Annotated in this window: 18 protein-coding genes; 8 read left to right on the top strand and 10 right to left on the bottom strand. The window is 56.4% G+C overall.

Going from position 1 to position 21,252, the window contains the following annotated elements; all coding sequences use genetic code 11:
- Positions 1 to 71: 71 nt before the first annotated feature.
- From mepS to IM291_RS08150, 4 genes are all read right to left on the bottom strand, one after another.
- Positions 72 to 641, bottom strand: coding sequence for a bifunctional murein DD-endopeptidase/murein LD-carboxypeptidase (gene mepS / locus IM291_RS08135; RefSeq protein WP_028013877.1), 570 nt, complete (start codon positions 639 to 641; stop codon positions 72 to 74).
- Positions 642 to 1,056: 415 nt separating this feature from the next.
- Entirely contained in the window at positions 1,057 to 1,770 is a 714-nt protein-coding gene (locus tag IM291_RS08140) for a phosphatase PAP2 family protein (protein ID WP_028013876.1), read from the bottom strand.
- Positions 1,771 to 1,803: 33 nt separating this feature from the next.
- Positions 1,804 to 2,790, bottom strand: coding sequence for a GTP-binding protein (locus IM291_RS08145; protein ID WP_045259724.1), 987 nt, complete (start codon positions 2,788 to 2,790; stop codon positions 1,804 to 1,806).
- Positions 2,791 to 2,913: 123 nt separating this feature from the next.
- Positions 2,914 to 4,380 (bottom strand): mannitol dehydrogenase family protein, encoded by a 1,467-nt coding sequence (locus IM291_RS08150; RefSeq protein WP_045259725.1) that lies wholly within the window; start codon positions 4,378 to 4,380, stop codon positions 2,914 to 2,916.
- A 205-nt stretch (positions 4,381 to 4,585) separates the two neighbouring features.
- On the opposite strand from IM291_RS08150, the gene uxuA reads away from it, so the two are divergent.
- Positions 4,586 to 5,776, top strand: a complete 1,191-nt coding sequence (uxuA, locus tag IM291_RS08155) for a mannonate dehydratase (RefSeq protein ID WP_192986573.1) — start codon at positions 4,586 to 4,588, stop codon at positions 5,774 to 5,776.
- 45 nt (positions 5,777 to 5,821) lie between these two features.
- Here the strand turns inward: uxuA and yeiP are convergent, their stop codons facing one another.
- Positions 5,822 to 6,394, bottom strand: coding sequence for an elongation factor P-like protein YeiP (yeiP, locus tag IM291_RS08160; protein ID WP_008500940.1), 573 nt, complete (start codon positions 6,392 to 6,394; stop codon positions 5,822 to 5,824).
- A 162-nt stretch (positions 6,395 to 6,556) separates the two neighbouring features.
- Here yeiP and IM291_RS08165 point away from each other — a divergent pair, with 162 nt between their 5' ends.
- Positions 6,557 to 6,811: a YkgJ family cysteine cluster protein gene (locus IM291_RS08165; RefSeq protein ID WP_028013872.1), complete on the top strand. Its 255-nt coding sequence runs from the start codon at positions 6,557 to 6,559 to the stop codon at positions 6,809 to 6,811.
- Here IM291_RS08165 and setB read toward each other — a convergent pair.
- Positions 6,808 to 7,989: a sugar efflux transporter SetB gene (setB, locus tag IM291_RS08170; RefSeq protein ID WP_045259727.1), complete on the bottom strand. Its 1,182-nt coding sequence runs from the start codon at positions 7,987 to 7,989 to the stop codon at positions 6,808 to 6,810. The two genes, IM291_RS08165 and setB, sit on opposite strands and share 4 nt — an antisense overlap.
- A gap of 361 nt (positions 7,990 to 8,350) precedes the next feature.
- Between setB and fruB the strand changes: the two genes are divergently transcribed.
- Genes fruB through fruA form a run of 3 tightly spaced genes read left to right on the top strand, consistent with a single transcriptional unit; the run spans position 8,351 to position 12,121 of the window.
- Positions 8,351 to 9,481, top strand: coding sequence for a fused PTS fructose transporter subunit IIA/HPr protein (fruB, locus tag IM291_RS08175; protein WP_192986575.1), 1,131 nt, complete (start codon positions 8,351 to 8,353; stop codon positions 9,479 to 9,481).
- Positions 9,481 to 10,419: a 1-phosphofructokinase gene (gene fruK / locus IM291_RS08180; RefSeq protein WP_010433510.1), complete on the top strand. Its 939-nt coding sequence runs from the start codon at positions 9,481 to 9,483 to the stop codon at positions 10,417 to 10,419. The genes fruB and fruK overlap by 1 nt, the downstream gene beginning before the upstream one ends.
- Before the next feature lie 16 nt (positions 10,420 to 10,435).
- A complete protein-coding gene (fruA, locus tag IM291_RS08185) occupies positions 10,436 to 12,121 on the top strand; it encodes a PTS fructose transporter subunit IIBC (RefSeq protein ID WP_049000371.1) in 1,686 nt (561 codons plus the stop codon).
- A 46-nt stretch (positions 12,122 to 12,167) separates the two neighbouring features.
- Here the strand turns inward: fruA and nfo are convergent, their stop codons facing one another.
- Both nfo and IM291_RS08195 read right to left on the bottom strand, forming a co-directional pair.
- Positions 12,168 to 13,025 (bottom strand): deoxyribonuclease IV, encoded by an 858-nt coding sequence (gene nfo / locus IM291_RS08190; protein ID WP_049000370.1) that lies wholly within the window; start codon positions 13,023 to 13,025, stop codon positions 12,168 to 12,170.
- A 64-nt stretch (positions 13,026 to 13,089) separates the two neighbouring features.
- Positions 13,090 to 14,136, bottom strand: a complete 1,047-nt coding sequence (locus IM291_RS08195; protein WP_028013867.1) for a YeiH family protein — start codon at positions 14,134 to 14,136, stop codon at positions 13,090 to 13,092.
- 97 nt (positions 14,137 to 14,233) lie between these two features.
- Here IM291_RS08195 and yieE point away from each other — a divergent pair, with 97 nt between their 5' ends.
- Together yieE and IM291_RS08205 are read left to right on the top strand one after the other, a co-directional pair.
- On the top strand, positions 14,234 to 15,100 hold the full coding sequence (gene yieE, locus IM291_RS08200) for a DNA-binding transcriptional regulator YeiE (protein WP_192986577.1): 867 nt from the start codon (positions 14,234 to 14,236) through the stop codon (positions 15,098 to 15,100).
- Positions 15,101 to 15,258: 158 nt separating this feature from the next.
- Positions 15,259 to 16,728: an amino acid permease gene (locus tag IM291_RS08205; protein WP_028013865.1), complete on the top strand. Its 1,470-nt coding sequence runs from the start codon at positions 15,259 to 15,261 to the stop codon at positions 16,726 to 16,728.
- Between the two features lie 54 nt (positions 16,729 to 16,782).
- Here the strand turns inward: IM291_RS08205 and IM291_RS08210 are convergent, their stop codons facing one another.
- The gene (locus IM291_RS08210) at positions 16,783 to 18,768 is read right to left on the bottom strand and encodes a ligand-gated channel protein (protein WP_192986579.1); all 1,986 of its coding nucleotides are present in this window, start codon (positions 18,766 to 18,768) and stop codon (positions 16,783 to 16,785) included.
- A 268-nt stretch (positions 18,769 to 19,036) separates the two neighbouring features.
- Complete coding sequence (fghA, locus tag IM291_RS08215) at positions 19,037 to 19,864, bottom strand: S-formylglutathione hydrolase (RefSeq protein ID WP_192986581.1); 828 nt, start codon at positions 19,862 to 19,864, stop codon at positions 19,037 to 19,039.
- 138 nt (positions 19,865 to 20,002) lie between these two features.
- Between fghA and IM291_RS08220 the strand changes: the two genes are divergently transcribed.
- Positions 20,003 to 21,151 carry a YbfB/YjiJ family MFS transporter gene (locus tag IM291_RS08220; RefSeq protein ID WP_045259730.1) on the top strand — a complete coding sequence of 383 codons (1,149 nt, stop codon included), beginning with the start codon at positions 20,003 to 20,005 and terminating at the stop codon, positions 21,149 to 21,151.
- Positions 21,152 to 21,252: the final 101 nt, after the last annotated feature.

Consider the following 21,252-nt stretch of genomic DNA (forward strand, 5'->3'; position numbering starts at 1 on the left):
AACACCGCCGAAGCAGTGCTTTTTTTTATTGTATCGCCAGCCAAGGGATAACCAACGATACAATTATCATATTAACTGCGGGTCAGTACGCGGCGCGCTTCGTTGTAGCGCTTCTTCCAGTACGGTTCATTCATGCTGGAAATGGTCACACCGCTGCTGGTGGAGGCATGTACAAACTGATCATTACCAATGTAGATGCCCACATGTCGACCGGTAGAACCTGCACGGAACAGCACTAAATCGCCGGTGCGCAGTTTGGTACGTGAAATCGACTTGCCCATCTCCTGCTGTTCGTAGGTCGAACGCGGAAGATCTAACCCAAATTGCTCGCGGAAGGTACGCTGTACAAAGCCGGAACAATCAATGCCTTTTTTAGTGCTGCCGCCAAGACGGTAACGCACGCCTTTCCAGTCAGCATACTGGTCCATAATGCGGGACTTCACGTCCAGATTACGTACCATATTTTCAAATTCATCCTGAGAGGCTTGCAGTGAAGAGGAATCTTCCATTCCCACAACACGCGTCTCAGGATGCATATTCTTTGCGGTGTTCGATGTACTACATGCAGATAACAGTACCGCGACTGCTATCGCCGGGATCCCCCGTAAGATATATCTCAGAAACGGTTGAGATTTGACCATTTTGTTTATTTTCCCTTGAAGTCCTTAACGACAAATATCGTTATAAAAATGCCAAACGTGACGAGACTAATTATCTGTTCACATTGAGACAATTGTTTCTGGTGACATTTGTGGTGCAGCGCACAAAATTATTCACCATCGAAATAATTATCTCCATGGGGCAAAACGAGTTCGAGATTAACCGATTGCCAGGGCTATTGCGAGTAAAAAGAGCCTTTTTTTTATAAGAAATTGTGATACAGAAAGTAAAAATTTGTCATTGCACAAAATAGCGGCAGATCCGCCGCGTAATCGTGCAATTGCTTCATTTTTATCACGAATGTGATGACAAGAATATGACAGCGCAGAAAGATCGCGGGAAGGGCGTTATCAGGGATCGTGATGATCCCCGATAGTTTACGTTAAAAAATGGTAATTATTTGTTCAATTTTTGTTGCTTTCTGCGCGGAAGATAGCGATCGAAAAGGGTAATTAGGCGATCGCTCAAAGGCGTCATCAGAACCCACGGCAGACCAATCAGCACCGCGGAAAGGGAACCCACGACAATATCCGTCAGCCAGTGCGCGCCAATCATCACGCGCGGGAAGGCAAATATCACCACAATAAGCAGGGCGATTGCGAACGCCTTCTTACCGAAATAGCGCAGCATGAACCCAGAAAAAATAAGCAGCATCATGCCGTGATCGCCCGGGAAACTGTCCTTCGAGGCATCTTTTGTTGGAATATGCAGCAGTTCACTCACGCGATAAATATTCGGGAAAGAGAGCGAAGGACTTGCACGTTTTACCGGCATCAGATGTTGCGCCAGCTGATTAATGATCACCGCAGCCAGAAGCATCACCAGTCCGATAATCAGGATGCGGCGACGCCCCGTGTCATCCTCTTTGAGCCAGAAAGAGAGCATCAGGCAGCCCATGGCCAGCAGGGAAAAGCCGTCGAAGGCGCGGTTATTGGTAATTGCCACCAGCCACAGAAAGGCGTCACTCTTTACCAGCCCCTGGTTGAAGAAATGAAACAGGGATGAATCCAGCGGGAACCAGAAACCGTGATTCACCGGGATATACCAGGAGAAAAAGAGCGCCAGACCGGCGACATTAAGCAGTAGTATCTGGGGAATTCGAGTCGTCATAACGTTCTGCATTGAGTGAAAACTGGGGCAACGTTAGCCGCCCGAACTTAAACGAAGCTTCAACAGGCTGGACTGCAGGGCATTCCAGTCGGCGTTAACCGCACTAATTAACTCTATTCGGCTGTCAGGTGGCGCGACGTTTTGCGTTTCGATAAAGAAATCGTCGCCCTGGCGGTTGATCCGAACCAGCCCGTCTGGCGTGCGCATGATCCCTTTCACGCGGTCGACCGGCGCAAGTCTGGCCCACTCCAGGATCCCGATGGTGTCGAAAACGGTGTCGGCATCGAAAATCCATCCGCAGGCCTGATACCCCTGACCGCTGTTAAGGTTACGACGCCAGCGCTGGTGTTCCGGCAGGCTAAGCGCGGCCAGACCCTGCTTTGCAGAATGGTGATGCGCATGCTCTGCGCTGGCCGGGAGTTGCGCCAGGTTCTGGCGGGGAAGATCCAGCAGGGCGCTATCAATATTCCCCTGCGTGGCCTGCACCCGCGTCCGATTGCCGCCGAAATGCTGCCACCACGCGTCCAGCGCGGCCCGGCTTTCCGCCGTGGCGCGATCTTCTTTATTGGCGACAATAACGTCTGCTGCGGCGAGCTGATCGCGAAAGTTCTCATTGGCCACCGCTTTTTCATCCAGAAGCTGACGCGGATCGAGCAGGCACAGCGTGGCGCGAAGATCGATCCACGGCTCGTAAACCGGGGCGGTCAGTAAATCGAGGATCTGCTTCGGGTGGCCCAGACCGGTAGGTTCAATCAGCAGGCGGTCCGGTTTGCCCTGACGCAGCAGCGTATTGAGGCCTACCTGCATCGGTAAGCCGTTAACGCAGCACATGCATCCGCCGGGGATCTCTTTAATCATTGCGCCGCTGGATGACAGCAACGCGCCATCAATGCCCACTTCGCCGAATTCATTGACCAGCACGGCCCATTTCTCGGCGGGATCTTTATTCGCCAGCAGATGAAGAATAGAGGTGGTTTTACCGCTGCCGAGAAAACCGGTGATGAGGTTGGTTTTGGTCACGTGCGCTCCGCAAGAGAATTGTGATGCTATAACACTATGCTCTTATCCTGGCGAAAAACGGGCGCAATGAGAAGGGGGAGGGCGAACGGAGGCAATGTCCGTTCGCATTAAGCGCAATAATCGCTAAAGATTTAACGTTTCAATAACAGCCTGGCGTGCGCCACGGCGGATGATGCGCTGGTAGGCCTGGCTGACAGCCTCAGCGAAAACGCTATTTTGCGCGAGATCGTGACCGAAGACCTCGCTCAGCCCCAGCAGCGCATCTACGCGGTCGGCGTCGCTGCTGGCCTCGACAATCGTGCGGATTTTATCGCTGAGGGGATCGCGAACGTCAATCGCGTTGCCGCGTTCGTCGAACCCGCTGACGTAGCGTATCCAGCCAGCGACGCCCAGCGCCAGCAGCGGCCATTCTGTTTTACGCTCAAGGTGGACGCGGATGCCATCCAGCATTCGCTGCGGCAGCTTCTGGCTACCGTCCATCGCGATTTGCCAGGTACGGTGCTGCAGCGCCGGGTTAGCAAAGCGATCAATCAGGCTGTCGGCATAGGCAGTCAGGTCGACATCCTTTATACGCAGCGTAGGCGCCTGTTCATCCAGCATTAGCCGCCGGGCGGCTTCGCGGAAGGTGGCGTCCTCCATGCATTCATTAATATGCGCGTACCCGGCGAGATACCCCAGATACGCCAGGAAAGAGTGGCTGCCGTTAAGCATGCGTAATTTCATCTGCTCCCAGGGCAGAACGTCCTGCACCATCTGAACGCCCGCCACTTCCCACTCCGGACGCCCGGCGACAAAATTATCTTCCACTACCCACTGAATAAACGGCTCGCAGCTTATGGCGCACGGATCGTCAACGCCGAGCGCGTCGGCGATCTCCGCAAGCGAGGCCTCCGTCGCGGCGGGAACAATTCTGTCGACCATCGTTCCTGGAAAGCTTACGTGGCCCTCGATCCACTCCGCCAATGCCGGGGAGCGCTTTTGCGCCATGCCAAGCACCGCATTTTTCACTACGTGTCCGTTGTCCGGAATGTTGTCGCAGGAAAGCACGGTAAACGCAGGCAAGCCGCGCTCACGGCGGCGATTAAGGGCTTCGACCAGGATCCCCGGCGCGGAATGCGGCTCAGCGGGATTTTCCAGATCGTGGACGATCCGGGCGTTTTGTAAATCCAGCTTACCGGTCGCGGGATCGATGCAGTAGCCTTTCTCCGTAATGGTGAGCGACACAATCGCCACCTGCGGCTCGCAAAACTTCTCTATTATCGCGGGCAGAGAGTCCAGCTTTGCATTCAGGCATTCATGCACGGCCCCGACAATAATCGGCTGATTTCCTTCAGCACCTTTCTCCAGCACGGTAAACAGGTGATCCTGCGCGCGCAGCTGGCTCATCAGCACGTCGCCGCTGAACAGGCTAATCTCACAAATTCCCCAGTCGCCGCCTTTTTCATTCAGCACCCGGTTTGTTAACAATGCCTGATGCGCGCGGTGAAACGCACCGAAGCCGAAATGGACGATGCGGGAGCGCAGTTGATGACGATCGTAGCGCGGTTGTTGAACCTGGGCTGGAAGGGCGGTTGAGGCAATTGTCTTCATGAAATACACACCTGATTAACCATTAATTAACAATGCCAGTCTAAAGTTATATGACAGGAAATAAAATTGGTAAGCCGTAAATATCCCCGTTCTGTGAGTTTGATCAATCAATGTGTGGCGGCGTGTTGACCCTTCACGGCAAACATGTATGGTAGTCGTCATTGCAGTAACCCATATTGGTATAACAACTTGAGAGGATGAGGCAATGGAACAAACCTGGCGTTGGTACGGGCCGAACGATCCGGTTTCTCTTGATGATGTGCGTCAGGCTGGCGCAACGGGTGTCGTCACGGCGCTGCATCACATTCCTAACGGCCAGGTATGGCCGGTTGAGGAGATTCAACAGCGTCAGGCGCTGCTGGCGGAGAAGGGGTTAACCTGGTCTGTGGTAGAAAGCATTCCGGTTCACGAAGATATCAAAACCCATTCCGGGGAATACCGGACCTGGATAGCAAACTATCAGCAGAGCATTCGCAACCTGGCGGCCTGCGGCATTGATACGGTCTGCTATAACTTCATGCCAATTCTGGACTGGACGCGTACCGACCTGGAATATCAGATGCCGGACGGCTCGAAAGCGCTGCGTTTTGACCAGATTGCCTTTGCGGCGTTTGAGTTGCGCATTCTGAAACGCCCGGGCGCCGAAGCGGATTACACCGCTGAAGAGCAGCAGCAGGCCCTTGAATGGTTCAATGCCGCCAGTGAAGCGGACGTTGAGAAGCTGACCCGCAATATCATTGCTGGCCTGCCGGGTGCGGAAGAGGGGTACACGCTGGACCAGTTCCGCGCGCGTCTGGCGGAATACGGCAATATTGATAAGCAGCAGCTGCGTGAAAACATGGCGTATTTCCTGCGCGCTATCGTTCCGGTTGCGGAAGAAGCCGGCGTGCGTCTGGCGGTACACCCGGACGATCCGCCGCGTCCTATCCTCGGCCTGCCGCGTATCGTGTCTACGATTGAAGATATGCAATGGCTGAAAGAGACGGTCGACAGCATCCACAACGGCTTTACCATGTGTACCGGGTCCTACGGCGTGCGCGCTGATAACGACCTGGTACGGATGATAGAAACCTTTGGCGATCGCATTCACTTTACGCATCTGCGTGCGACCTGCCGGGAGGAGAATCCAAAGACCTTCCATGAGGCCGCGCACCTTGGCGGTGATGTGAATATGGTGGCGGTGGTCGACGCTATTCTGGCTGAAGAGGCGCGTCGCAAGCAGGCGGGCGATGTGCGTCCTATTCCGTTCCGTCCGGATCACGGACACCAGATGCTGGACGATCTGCGTAAGAAAACCAACCCGGGCTATTCGGCGATTGGCCGCCTGAAGGGGATGGCGGAAGTGCGAGGGGTCGAGCTGGCGCTCAAGATGACGAAGTATCCGGAACTTCTGTAACCGGAATTGTCGGGTGGCGAAGCCGCCACCCGACAAATGCCATAATCAGTCAGCACGACCCATATAGCGTTTTTCTTCAATATGGATGCGGATCTTCTCGCCAGCGGAGAGATATTCCGGCACCTGCACAACCAGACCGGTGGTCAGGGTCGCTGGTTTGTTGCGCGCACTTGCTGACGCGCCTTTAATGCCCGGCGCGGTTTCAACGATTTCCAGATCCACGGTCTGCGGCAGTTCAAGCGCCAGCAGCACACCGTCCCAGGTCAGTACCTGCATGTCTGGCATACCGCCTTCAGGAATGAACAGCAGCTCTTCTTCGATCTGATCTTTGGTGAAGATGTACGGGGTGTAATCTTCTTTATCCATGAACACGTATTCGTTGCCGTCGATGTAGGAGAAATCAACGTAGCGGCGGGTCAGGGTCACGGTATCAACGATATCGTCACCTTTAAAACGTTCTTCCACCTTCAGGCCGGTACGCACATCGGCGAAACGCATTTTGTACAGCGTCGCTGCACCACGGGCGCTTGGTGCCTGAATGTCGATGTCTTTCACAATCAGCAATTTGCCGTTGTAATTCAGTACCATACCTTTCTTAATTTCGTTCGCTCTTGGCATTGCAGTAATCCTGTCTACGGGTGGTAAAAAATATCGCGCCAAATTACTCGCGCGCGGCCTTTCAGGCAAGTGGAATTCGTGGCTTTTGCTATCAATACGCAAAAGGTGTTACTGTGCGCCCGATGCCCGACTGTACGGGTGTTCGCCACCGAGAGAGCATGTATGGATTGTCGTCCAGATTGCGGCGCGTGCTGTACCGCTCCGTCCATTTCAAGCCCCATTCCAGGCATGCCTGAAGGCAAGCCGGCCAATACCCGCTGCGTTCAGCTCTCTGAATCCAACCTGTGTATGATCTTTGAGTCTCCCCTGCGCCCGAAGGTGTGTTCCGGGCTTCAGCCATCAGCTGAAATGTGCGGCAGCACGCGCGCGCAGGCAATGACATGGCTGCTGGAGCTGGAAGCGCTCACTGCGCCTTAAACGTCTTTGATCCTCGCCAGACAGCCAATCGTCAGCGTACACATCACCAGCGCAATCCAGAACACCGTGTGGTAGTTCCAGATCTCGGCAACGATACCGGCCATCGAGCCCGCGATAATCCAGCCCACGCGGGTGGTATTAGTATAAAGGGTGGTGGCGGCACCTGCCTGCCCCGGCATCAGATCCTGGAAGTAGAGCATGCCAATCCCCGCCAGGATGCCGATATACACGGCGTTCAGCAGCTGTAAAGCAAGAAGCAGGGCTGGCGTATGGACCGTCAGCATGCCAACGTAGAATAGCAGCCCGGCGACGGCCGCGATGCGCATTAAAAAACGCTTTCCAAAACGCTTCGCATAATAGCCTGCAATCAGCATGGTCGGGATCTCAAGACCCGCGGCGGTGCCCATCATAATGCCGGCCAGCTTCTCCGGCAGGTGTAGCTCATCAATAATAAACAGCGGCATGTTAATGATATACAGGCTGTTGGTGCCCCACATCAGCGTGCAGATAACAAACAGGAGCAGGGCATCGCGGCGGTTACGACGCGGCGCTTCCAGCACGCCCGTTGCCACTTTGGGCTCTTTGCGCATTGACGGCAGAAAAAACCATACCATTGCGCCGCACGCCACAAACGCGACCGCCGCGCTCAGGTACATCACCGTAAAGCCAAACCCCATCGCCAGCGCGTAGGCCAGCGGCGGGCCAATTACCCATGCCAGCGACACCTGAGCGCGCAATATCGAGCTGAACATCACCGCTTCCCGCCCGGTATGGTCGGCATGTTCGCGGGCAAGGGCAAACAGCTGCGGGTTGGCGGTTGAGCCAAAGCTGCTCAGAAAAACGCCGATGAACAGCAGAATGAAATAGTTACGGTTCCAGGCAAACAGGACGCAGGCCAGCACCCCCAGCAGACAGCAGAAAACGATCAGGCTTTTACGATCGCCTTTACGGTCGGAACGACCGGCGAGAAACTGGCTGACAAGAATGCCGATGATGGCGCTTCCGGTAAAAAAGAAGCCAACCATCGCCGGACGGGCGTGAACTTCGTTAGTCAGGAACAGGCTCAGCGTCGGGGTTTGCAACGCACCGGCGATGCCCGTGAAGAAGGCAACAATCAGGAACGCCGTTGACGTCAAATCAAAGGGCTTCGGCGCGGTGGCCGCAGGGGTGTTATGCATGTTTTATAATTAGCGAGTAACAGAGAGGGGCGGAGTTTACGCCGTCAGTTAAAAAATAAACAGTGGGTGAAGTCAATTACCCCACGAAAAATCAAAATGGCATTTCAACTTACTCCCCACCTGGCTGAACTTAGCTGAAACTGGTTTGCTGAAGTTCAGCAAAATTCAGCTGAACGCAGAAGAAATGTGCAGTATCTCTAAATTCTGATATCGGAAATACGACATTTCTTGCAAGCCATTGCAGAAAGCGCAAGACTTTTTGAAACGTTTCAGCGCTATCTTGTTTTAACAAACGGAGCAGGCTAGCGCATTTTTTCTCATGTAAGCTGAAACGATTCAATTTCAGCAGGAGAGGAGAACCATGTTCCAGTTATCTGTTCAGGATATTCACCCGGGCGCTCAGGCCGGGGATAAAGAAGAGGCTATTCGTCAGGTTGCCGCTGCCCTTGTGCAGGCGGGTAACGTCGCGGACGGCTACGTAAACGGTATGCTGGCGCGCGAGCAGCAGACCTCCACCTTCCTCGGCAATGGCATTGCCATTCCGCACGGCACAACCGACACCCGCGACCAGGTGCTGAAAACCGGCGTTAAGGTCTATCAGTTCCCGCAGGGCGTGCTCTGGGGCGACGGCCAGGTGGCTTATGTTGCTATCGGTATCGCGGCGAGCAGCGACGAACACTTAGGTCTGCTGCGTCAGCTGACGCATGTCCTGAGCGATGACTCCGTGGCGGAACAGCTGAAGGCTGCAACAACCGCTGAAGAGCTGCGGGCGTTGCTGATGGGCGAAAAACAGAGTGAAGCGCTGAAGCTGGATAACGACACGCTGACGCTGGATGTTGTGGCCTCCGACCTGGTCACGCTGCAGGCGTTGAACGCGGGTCGCCTGAAAGAAGCGGGTGCCGCTGATGCCACCTTTGTGACGCGCGTGATTAACGATAAACCGCTGAATCTCGGCCAGGGCATCTGGCTGAACGACAGCGCTGAAGGCAACCTGCGCAGCGCAATTGCAGTGAGCCGCGCCGCCACCGCGTTCGACGTCGAGGGCGAGACAGCAGCCATGCTGGTGACCGTGGCGATGAACGATGAGCAGCCGGTTTCGGTGCTGAAGCGTCTGGGCGATCTGCTGCTGAACAATAAAGCTGAAAAACTGCTGAACGCTGATGCGGCGACCGTGCTGGCGCTGCTGACCAGCGACGACGCGCTAACGGACGACGTGCTGAACGCCGAGTTCGTGGTGCGTAACGAACACGGCCTGCATGCCCGTCCGGGCACCATGCTGGTCAACACCATTAAACAATTTGAAAGCGAGATTACCGTGACCAACCTGGATGGTTCGGGCAAACCGGCCAACGGCCGCAGCCTGATGAAAGTCGTCGCGCTGGGCGTGAAGAAAGGCCATCGCCTGCGCTTCACCGCGCAGGGCGCAGATGCTGAACAGGCGCTGAAAGCAATTGGCGACGCCATCGCGGCAGGTCTGGGGGAGGGCGCATAATGAGCAGACGTGTTGCGACTATTACTCTGAACCCGGCTTATGACCTGGTGGGGTTTTGCCCGGAAATTGAGCGCGGCGAAGTTAACCTCGTGCGTACCACTGGCCTGCATGCTGCGGGCAAAGGGATTAACGTCGCGAAGGTGCTCAAGGATCTCGGTATCGACGTCACCGTAGGCGGATTCCTCGGTAAAGATAACCAGGATGGCTTCCAGCAGCTGTTCAGCGAGCTGGGCATTGCCAACCGTTTCCAGGTTGTGCAGGGCCGTACCCGCATCAACGTTAAGCTGACGGAAAAAGACGGCGAAGTGACCGATCTTAACTTCTCAGGTTTCGAAGTGACGCCAGCTGACTGGGAGCGCTTTGTTACCGACTCCCTGACCTGGCTGGGCCAGTTCGACATGGTGTGCGTCAGCGGCAGCCTGCCGTCCGGCGTCAGCCCGGAAGCGTTTACCGACTGGATGACGCGCCTGCGCAGCCAGTGCCCGTGCATTATCTTCGACAGCAGCCGCGATGCGCTGGTGGCGGGGCTGAAAGCGTCTCCATGGCTGGTGAAGCCAAACCGCCGCGAGCTGGAGATCTGGGCAGGCCGCAAGCTGCCGGAATTAAAAGATGTGATTGAGGCCGCCCATGCGCTGCGCGAGCAGGGTATTGCTCACGTGGTAATCTCGCTGGGTGCAGAAGGGGCGTTGTGGGTTAACGCTTCAGGTGAATGGATTGCCAAACCGCCGTCAATGGAAGTAGTGAGCACCGTTGGCGCAGGGGATTCTATGGTTGGCGGCCTGATTTACGGCCTGCTGATGCGTGAATCCAGTGAACATACGTTACGTCTTGCCACCGCCGTTGCAGCCCTGGCCGTGAGCCAGAGCAATGTCGGTATTACCGATCGTACCCAGTTAGCCGCGATGATGGCGCGCGTTGACTTAAAACCTTTTAACTAACAGCAGGAGAGGAATAATGAAAACGCTGCTGATCATTGACTCCGGTCTCGGACAGGCTCGCGCCTACATGGCGAAGACCCTGCTGGGCGCGGCGGCACAAAAAGCACACCTGGACATCATTGATAACCCAGGCGATGCCGAACTGGCGATTGTCCTGGGCGATAAAATTCCCGCTGACAGCGCGCTGAACGGCAAAAAAGTGTGGCTGGGCGATATTAATCGCGCGGTGGCACACCCGGAACTGTTCCTGAGCGAAGCGAAAGGTCACGCGACCGTCTACAGCGCGCCTGTCGCGGCGGCTCCTGCTGCGGCCTCGGGTCCGAAACGCGTTGTCGCGGTCACGGCCTGCCCGACGGGCGTGGCGCACACCTTTATGGCGGCTGAAGCCATTGAAACCGAAGCGAAAAAACGCGGCTGGTGGGTGAAGGTTGAAACCCGTGGCTCCGTGGGGGCGGGCAATGCCATTACGCCGGAAGAGGTCGCTGAGGCCGATCTGGTGATTGTGGCGGCAGATATCGAAGTGGATCTGGCGAAATTTGCCGGCAAACCGATGTACCGCACCTCTACCGGCCTGGCGCTGAAAAAGACCGCGCAGGAGTTTGATAAGGCCCTGGCAGAAGCCAAACCGTATCAGGCCACCGGCGCAGTAAAAACGCCGACCGAAGGCAAAAAAGAGTCTGCGGGCGCATACCGTCACCTGCTGACCGGCGTGTCCTACATGCTGCCGATGGTGGTTGCGGGCGGCCTGTGTATCGCACTGTCGTTCGCGTTTGGTATTACGGCATTTAAAGAAGAAGGGACGCTTGCGGCTGCGCTGATGCAGATCGGCGGCGGTTCAGCGTTCGCGCTGATGGTGCCGGTGCTGGCGGGCTTTATCGCCTTCTCCATTGCTGACCGTCCGGGTCTGACCCCGGGTCTTATCGGCGGTATGCTGGCGGTGAGCACCGGCTCCGGCTTTATTGGCGGTATCATCGCCGGTTTCCTCGCAGGTTACGTCGCGAAGCTGATTAGCTCGAAGCTGAAGCTGCCGCAGAGTATGGAGGCGCTGAAGCCAATCCTGATCATTCCGCTCATCTCCAGCCTGGTGGTCGGTCTGGCGATGATCTACCTGATTGGTAAGCCGGTTGCGGGTATCCTGGCGGGCCTGACCCACTGGCTGCAAACCATGGGCACGGCGAACGCGGTGCTGCTGGGCGCAATCCTCGGCGGCATGATGTGTACCGACATGGGTGGCCCGGTGAACAAAGCGGCATACGCCTTTGGCGTTGGCCTGCTGAGTACCCAGACTTACGCGCCGATGGCGGCGATCATGGCGGCCGGTATGGTGCCACCGCTGGCGCTTGGCCTGGCGACGATTATTGCCCGTCGTAAGTTCGACAAAGCGCAGCAGGAAGGCGGTAAAGCGGCGCTGGTGCTGGGCCTGTGCTTCATCACCGAAGGTGCGATTCCGTTCGCGGCGCGTGACCCAATGCGTGTTCTGCCGTGCTGTATCGTCGGCGGCGCGGTAACGGGTGCCATCTCCATGGCGATTGGCGCGAAGCTGATGGCACCGCACGGCGGTCTGTTCGTCCTGCTGATCCCTGGCGCCATCACCCCGGTACTGGGTTATCTGCTGGCGATTGTTGCCGGTACGCTGGTGGCAGGCCTGTCTTACGCGGTGCTGAAACGTCCGGAAGCGGAAGTTGTGGCAAAAGCAGCGTAAGCAGTAAGCAATAAAAAAGCCGGGTGCTAATGCAACCCGGCTTTTTTTATGCCGCCTGTTCTGCGGTTTGCTGTGCCTTCAGCCAGGCAATCTCCTCCGCCCAGATATCCGGATTGATGGTTTCCAGCACCATCGGAATACCGTCGAAGCGGGCGTCCTGCATAATAAAGCGGAAGGCATCGTGACCGATATTGCCTTCGCCCAGGCTGTGGTGGCGGTCAACGCGGCTGCCGAACGCGCTTTTCGCATCGTTCAGGTGCATACCGCGAAGATATTTAAAGCCAACAACGCGCTCGAACTCCTCGAAAGTATTTTTCGTGGCCTCGGTGGTGCGCAGGTCATACCCGGCGGCAAACGCGTGGCAGGTATCAATGCATACGCCCACGCGAGACTTATCTTCCACGCCGTCAATGATTGCCGCCAGATGTTCAAACCTAAAGCCGAGGTTGCTGCCCTGACCAGCGGTGTTTTCAATCACTGCGGTGACGCCTTTGGTCTTATCCAGCGTCATGTTGATGGATTCGGCAATGCGCGCCAGACAGGCATCTTCATCAATCTGCATCAGATGACTACCCGGATGGAAGTTCAGCAGCGTCAGCCCGAGCTGTTCGCAGCGCTGCACTTCATCAAGGAACGCCTCGCGGGACTTATCCAGCGCTTCCTGCACCGGATGCCCGAGGTTAATCAGATAGCTGTCGTGGGGAAGGATCTGGCCCGGCCCGTAATGGTATTTTTCACAGGCGGCTTTGAAATCATCAATCACGTCGGCGGTGAGCGGCGCGGCGCGCCACTGGCGCTGGTTTTTGGTGAACAGGGCGAAAGCGGTCGCCTCAATTTCGGCGGCGCGAATGGCGGCATTCGCCAGGCCACCTGCAGCGCTGACGTGCGCTCCAACGTATTTCATAAAAAAACTCCTGTTAACCCGAAACGCTTATGATAGCGGGTTAACAGGAGAAGGACGAGATGGTTTATGCCATCAGGCTGTGCACGGCGAGGTTAATCGCACCGCCGCCGACAATCAGCCAGATGAAGAGTACCAGCGCCATCAGCAGCGGCTTCGCACCGGCTTTTTTCAGCGCGCTGACGTGCGTGGTCACCCCCAGCGCCGCCATCGCCATCGCCAGCAGCACCGTATCCAGCGTCACCAGCATCTCCACTACCGCTTTTGGCAGCAGGTGGAAGGAGTTAAAGATAGCGACCACGATGAACAGGATCGCAAACCACGGAATGGTAATTTTGCTCTTCTCGCTGCCGCCAGCCGGTGCCAGCTGTTTAACACGGGCCGCGAGGAAAATCAGGAACGGGGCCAGCATCATCACGCGCAGCATTTTGGCAATGACCGCCGCGTTTTCCGCTTCCGGGTTAATGGCGTGACCTGCCGCCACCACCTGCGCCACTTCGTGCATGGTTGAGCCAATATAAATGCCGTAGGTTTCCGGGCTAAACCAGTGCGCCACCAGCGGGTACATGGCCGGATACAGGAAGATTGCCAGCGTACCGAAGATAACCACCGTCGCGACCGCCACCGTCACTTTACTGGCTTCGGCTTTAACGACGGGTTCTGTTGCCAGCACTGCCGCCGCGCCGCAGATGCTGCTGCCTGCGCCGATTAACCAGCTGGTTTGCTTATCCAGGCCAAACACTTTCTGACCGATAAAGCACGCCAGTAAAAAGGTGCTGGTCAGCGTCAGGACGTCAATGGCAATCCCGCTGACGCCCACGTCCGCAATCTGCGAAAAGGTGAGACGGAAGCCGTAAAGGATAATCCCGAGACGTAATAAATGCTGCTTGGCGAAAATCACGCCGCCGTCGCAGGATTTCCAGATGTGGGGGTAAACGGTGTTCCCGACCACCATGCCGAGCAAAATGGCCAGCGTCAACGCGCTGAACCCTGCACCGGCCACTGCCGGAATACTGCCGCCCCATAAGGCCACGCCGGTGACGACGGCGCTGAGCGCAAGGCCGGGCACGAAGTGCCACACTGTACGATGATGTTGTAAGGTGATTTCTGACATAACCTTCTCCTTTGTCTGGCTAAAGGTTACGGCGCGCTGGCTTAAAAATAAAATTGATTATATATTTATAATCAATCTTTATAAGTGGTAAGCAACCATGCACATTACATTGCGTCAGCTAGAAGTGTTTGCCGAGGTGCTGAAAAGCGGCTCGACGACCCAGGCGTCACAAATGCTGGCGCTCTCGCAGTCTGCCGTCAGCGCGGCGTTGACCGATCTCGAAGGCCAGCTGGGCGTCCAGCTGTTTGACAGGGTAGGGAAGCGACTGGTGGTCAACGAACATGGCCGCCTGCTTTACCCGCGCGCGCTGGCGCTGCTGGAGCAGGCTATTGAAATCGAGCAGCTGTTCCGCGAGGACAACGGCGCGATCCGCGTATTTGCCAGCAGCACCATCGGCAACTACATCCTGCCGGAAGTGATTGCCCGCTACCGCCGGGATTTCCCGACCCTGCCGCTGGAGATGAGCGTGGGTAACAGCCAGGACGTGATCAACGCGGTGATTGATTTCCGCGTGGATATCGGACTTATCGAAGGTCCTTGCCACAACGTCGATATCATTGCCGAGCCCTGGCTGGAGGATGAGCTGGTGGTGTTTGCGTCTCCGGCCTCGTCGTTATTGCAGGGCGAGGTGACGCTGGAGCGGCTGGCGCAGGCGCAGTGGATCCTCCGCGAGCAGGGTTCCGGCACGCGCGAGATTGTCGACTACCTGCTGCTGTCGCATCTGCCGCATTTCCAGCTGGGAATGGAGCTGGGAAACTCAGAGGCGATTAAGCACGCGGTGCGTCATGGCCTGGGCATCAGCTGTCTTTCCCGGCGGGTGATTGCCGAACAGCTGGAGACCGGATCGCTGGTGGAAATCCCCGTTCCGCTGCCAAAACTGGTGCGCATGCTGTGGTGCATCCACCATCGTCAGAAACACCTGTCCAGTTCGCTGCAGCGTTTTCTGCGCTACTGCGAGATGTAAAAGCGCCCCTCACCCCAGAGGGGAGAGGGAAAAATAATGCGTTACTTATAATCCTGGACGCGTCATGAAGCTCTCTTATAACAGGGTATTTCTGCCGGAAGGAACGCAGATCGTCTGCTACAATCGCGCCTCATTTATTAAATGGACAGCATTTTCACATGGTTTCAGAAACTAAAACCACAGAAGCGCCCACGCTACGTCGTGAACTCAAGGCGCGTCACCTGACGATGATCGCCATTGGCGGCTCAATCGGTACAGGTCTTTTCGTTGCCTCTGGCGCAACGATTTCGGCAGCCGGCCCGGGTGGGGCATTATTCTCTTATATCCTGATTGGCCTGATGGTTTATTTCCTGATGACCAGCCTGGGCGAACTGGCGGCATACATGCCGGTGTCAGGTTCGTTTTCGACCTACGGACAAAAATACGTTGAGGAAGGCTTCGGCTTCGCGCTGGGCTGGAACTACTGGTACAACTGGGCCGTCACCATCGCCGTGGACCTCGTCGCCGCGCAGCTGGTGATGACCTGGTGGTTCCCGGACACGCCGGGCTGGATCTGGAGCGCCCTGTTCCTCGCCGTCATCTTCCTGCTGAACTACATCTCCGTGCGCGGCTTTGGCGAAGCGGAATACTGGTTCTCTTTGATCAAAGTGGCAACCGTCATCATCTTTATCGTCGTCGGCGTGGCGATGATCGTGGGTATTTTCAAAGGAGCTGAACCTGCGGGCTGGAGTAACTGGACCATCGGCGACGCGCCGTTTGCCGGGGGCTTCTCGGCGATGATTGGCGTGGCGATGATTGTCGGCTTCTCCTTCCAGGGAACGGAGCTGATTGGTATCGCGGCCGGTGAATCCGAAAACCCGGAGAAGAACATTCCGCGCGCGGTGCGTCAGGTGTTCTGGCGTATCCTGCTGTTCTACGTGTTCGCTATTTTGATTATCAGCCTGATCATTCCGTATACCGATCCAAGCCTGCTGCGTAACGACGTGAAAGACATCAGCGTCAGCCCGTTCACCCTGGTCTTCCAGCACGCGGGCCTGCTCTCAGCGGCGGCGGTAATGAATGCGGTGATCCTGACGGCGGTGCTGTCGGCGGGTAACTCCGGCATGTACGCCTCCACCCGTATGCTTTATACCCTGGCCTGCGACGGCAAAGCGCCGCGCATTTTCTCGAAACTGTCCCGCGGCGGCGTACCGCGCAACGCGCTGTATGCCACCACGGTGATTGCCGGCCTGTGCTTCCTGACCTCCATGTTCGGCAACCAGACGGTGTACCTGTGGCTGCTTAACACCTCCGGGATGACGGGCTTTATCGCCTGGCTGGGCATTGCCATCAGCCACTACCGTTTCCGTCGCGGCTACGTCATGCAGGGTCATGACCTGAATAACCTGCCGTACCGTTCAGGGTTCTTCCCGCTGGGGCCGATTTTCGCCTTCGTTCTGTGCCTGATCATTACTCTGGGTCAGAACTATGAGGCCTTCCTTGCGGACACCATTGACTGGGGTGCCGTCACGGCGACCTACATTGGTATTCCGCTGTTCCTGATCATCTGGTTTGGCTACAAACTGACGAAAGGAACCCGCTTCGTTCGCTACAGTGAAATGGATTTCCCGGAACGATTTAAACAATAACCGCGCTTCCTCTCTTTCAGCCCGCTCAACCGAGCGGGCTTTTTTATGGGCAGATCAGAAGCTGTAGGTCATGCCAACCGTATAGCGACGCCCGTCCAGCACGGTGTCATACGTGTCGTAGTCAATCTGCTTATCCAGCACGTTATACACACCGGCGGTAACCAGCAGGTTTTTGTTCGCGTTGTAGCGCAGACCGACATCAACCTGAGTGTAGGACGGTGTGCCCTGGGTCATTGACGTGCGGCTCAGGTACTCAGACGTTTTACCGCGAAGGTTCAGACGGCTCCAGAAACCTACGTCGGGTGTCGCCTGCCAGTCCAGGGTGGTGTTGAACATGTGCTTCGGCATCTTATTCAGCGGCTTGCCTGAGAACTGACCGCTCTTCTGCTCAGATTCGGTATAGGTATAGTTTGCGGTCCAGTTTACATCGCGCGAGATTTTCCAGCCGAAGGAGGACTCCACGCCGCGCATGTTGGCTTTGTCCACGTTAACGCGGTCGCTCACGAAATCATAGCTGTGATCGCCAATCGTACAGGCGGGATCGGCGCTGCTGTTACAGCGGCGAACTTCCGTAATCTTGTCCTTGAAGTCGGTATTAAACAGCGTCACGCCGGCATTCAGGTTATCGTTGTTATCCCAGAGCAGGGCGAGCTCTTCGCTCAGGCTCTTCTCTGGTTTCAGATCCGGGTTGCCAACGATGATACCGTCAAGACGGCCGCCACCCGTTACCTGGCCCCAACTGGCAGACGACTGCCGCAGATCAGGCGCACGATAGCCAGCCGAAACCCCGCCTTTCAACGTCCAGTGATCGGCCAGGTGCCATACGCCGTAACCGCGCGGCGTCCAGTTCGTCCCGTAGTTTTGGTCTTTGTCCATACGCAGGCCGCCGGTCAATGTAAAGCTTTCCGTCATTGACCATTCATCTTCGGCAAACAGGGCCCAGCTCCAGCGCGTCAGTTTGTTCAGGCCGTCCGCAGCTTCCAGCTGATTGCCCTCGTCGCGCAGTTTCTCATACCGATACTGCCCGCCGAGGGTCAACGTATGATCGCCGAGGAAAATCTGGTTCTGGTTGTTGAAGGTGGTGTTATACGAGCGCATTTTGCGGCCTGGATTATTGGTCTCTTCCTGCTGGATATAGCTGGTGGTATTGAAGTCGTCGTAATACCCGCTGTGGGTTAAGGAGTAAGTTGTGTGCTCATAGCGTGAGTCGCTTTTAGTATTTGGCTTACAGGTCGTTCCCCGGCAGGTTTCAGCCGCTTTCGACATCCCTGGCGTGCTGTTTCTGTCCTGAAGCTCGCGAGCAAAATCAAGATCGAAATCGTTCTTCTCATCCGGGGTGAAGTTCAGGGTAATGCCACCGTTACGCATTTTCTGCTCGTTATACCCGTTCACGATTTTATCTTCGGCGCGGCGTGACAACAGCCCCGTCACTTTTGCGCCAAGCAGACCGTCAATCAGGGGACCAGAAGCGTAGGCGTTGGTCTGGAAGATATCGCCGGAATCATGGTTTTCCTGGAAGGTTGCATCGCCGTGCAACGAACCGGTCCAGGCTTTAGTGTTTGAGACTTTTTTGGTAATGACGTTGATGACGCCACCCATCGCATCGGAGCCGTAAAGTGAGGACATCGGGCCGCGGATAACCTCAATGCGCTCAATGGACTCCAGCGGCGGCAGCCAGCCTTGTTCAATACCCGAGTTGTCGCTGTTTGGGCGGGTGCTTCGCGTACTGACGCGTTTGCCGTTCACGAGGAACAAGGTGTACTGAGATGCCATGCCGCGAATGCTGATATCACTGCTACTCCCGCCGCCGGTGACGACCACGCCCGGGACGTCTCTCAGGGCATCGGTAACATCACGGTAGGCTTTATCTTCAATCTGCTGTTTCGAAATAACAGAGATGGAGGCGGGGGCATTCTGGATCTTTTGTTCAAAACCCGTCGCGGTGACGACAACGGTGTCCTGATCGGCTGCGTGAACGAGAGGGGTGAATGTGGCAGCGCCAACGGCGACGGCCAGGAGCTTAATGCGGGGTATTGTCATTTGTACATTCCGTATAAAAATGAATAAAACTCCATCGGGATAACCCTGAGAACTGTATGTTTTTGTCTTTTAAGAACTCTTTAAGATGGAGAAGAGCCTGGAATTGTACAAAAGAATGTAGAATTGTAAACACAAATGATAATTGAAATCATTTGTGTTTGAAGGAGGTGAAAGGAAACCAGCCTGGATTCAAGCGGATAGAACTATGTAAATGAGGGGAAGGGGAAAGGCCCGGTATGCAGGAGGCTACCGGGCAAAAAGGCTGAACTTACCTGAACAGATGTTCCGCATGGAAGCGGAGATGATCTTCAATAAAGGACGCCATAAAGTAATAGCTGTGATCGTATCCCGCCTGAATGCGCAGCGTCAGCGGCCAATCCTTCTGGCGAGCCGCCTCAGCCAATATCGCAGGCTGTAGCTGTCCGGCGAGGAACTGATCCGCATCGCCCTGATCGATAAGCATCGGGAGCGCGCTCGCCGAATCGCTTGCCAGCATCAGCGCGCAGCTGTCCCATTCCTGCCATTTCTCTTCATCTTTACCCAGATAGTTTGTGAAAGCTTTTTGTCCCCACGGCACCTGCGTTGGGTTCACAATCGGCGCGAACGCAGAGACGCTGGTGTATTTCCCCGGGTTTTTCAGCGCCATGATTAACGCCCCGTGCCCGCCCATGGAGTGCCCGCTGATGGCGCAGCGGTCGCTCACCGTAAATTCGGCCTTAATCAGCGCTGGCAGCTCGTCGCGAATGTAGTCATACATGCGGTAATGGCTCGCCCACGGCTGCTCGGTGGCGTTGAGATAAAATCCGGCACCTTTGCCCAGGTCGTACCCGGCATCGTCCGCCACATCATCGCCGCGCGGGCTGGTGTCGGGCATCATCAGCGCAATGCCCAGCTCGGCCGCAATACGCTGCGCGCCCGCTTTGGTAGTGAAGTTTTCGTCATTACACGTCAGGCCTGAAAGCCAGAACAGAACCGGCGGGTTTTCCGTCGGGGGCAGGAAAATGCTGAACGTCATGGCGCAGTTCAGCGTGGTGGAGTCGTGCCGCCAGCGCTGCTGTCGACCTTCAAAACAACGGTGCTCTTCGAGCAGTTCCATGCAGGGCTCCTTAATGAGAATAGCTATTCATTAGAGCCATAATACAGCGTTTTCATTTACCTGTGAGCAACTTTCACTTTCGCGGAGCGGCGAGATGCTGCATCATAAATTTACTTTTCTTTAACAATTGGAGCGGTCATGGCGCTGCGTATTGCGCTTAGTGGGTTTGTCGTTCTGGTGGTGGCGATGGGGATAGGGCGCTTCGCCTTTACGCCTCAGGTGCCGCTGATGATTGCCGCCGGGCAACTCACGCTCACCAGCGCAGGTCTGGTGGCGGCGATGAATTATCTGGGCTATCTGGTGGGCGCATGGGATGCCATGCGGGCCCACCGCTTTGTTGAAACGCGACTCTGGCTTGGCATCACCGGTGCGGTTGCGCTGACCCTGCTCTCCGCCGCCGCGGATAACGCCGTTGTGCACGGCCTGCTGCGCTTTGTGATTGGCTGCATGAGCGGCTGGTCAATGGTGCTGATTGCCGCCTGGAGCAACGAGCGGCTGGGACAGCTGGGTAAACCGGGGCTCAGTGCCGCCGTGTTTGCCGGTCCTGGCGCGGGCATCGCCCTGAGCGGCCTGCTCGCGGTCTATATTCAGGCTAAATCCCTTTCGGCCGGTGCGGCATGGCAAATCTACGGCGTGCTGGCGCTGGTATTGGTCGCGCTGGTGGCGCGCTATTTGCCGCGTTCCGGACAGCTTCATCGACCCGGCAGCGCGCCAGAGCCGCTGTTGCTGACGACGGATCTCAAGCGCCTGGTCTGGAGCTACAGCCTGGCGGGATTTGGCTATATCCTTCCGGCGACCTTCCTTTCGCAAATGGCGGCGGTGCGTTTTCCCGGCAGCCTGTTTGCCCAGTTTGTCTGGCCGATTTTTGGTGCCGCGGCCGTGGTGGGGATTGCGCTCAGCATTCTTTTGCGCCACACCTCAACGGCTAACCGCAGGCTGGCGATAGTGCTGTGGTTACAGGGTGCGGGCGTGCTGGCAGCCTGGCTGCTGCCGGGCATTGGCGGCTTGCTGACGGGCGGGCTGCTGGTGGGCGGCGGGTTCCTCTGCGCGGTACAGCTCTCTCTTTTATACGGCCGCGAGCTGGCACCGAACCACACGCGCTATATGGCGGGGCTGCTCACCACCGGGTATGCCATCGGGCAATTGGTGGGGCCGGTGACCTCGGCGTTATCAACCTGGCTAACCCACCGGCTGGAGCCTGCGCTGGGGCTGGCTGGCGTTGCGCTGTTTGTCGCGGGTGCCCTGGTCTGGAATCGCCACGCTGAAAGGCAACAGCAATTGCAATAATTATCGTCGTGAATACTGGATTATGTGCGTCGCCTCACGCACAATGAGCGCATACTTTTGCCACAACGAGGGCGAAAGACGCCACACCTGCAGGAGAACAA

Source organism: Enterobacter cloacae complex sp. P27C, from assembly GCF_014895705.1.
Lineage (GTDB): Bacteria > Pseudomonadota > Gammaproteobacteria > Enterobacterales > Enterobacteriaceae > Enterobacter > Enterobacter bugandensis.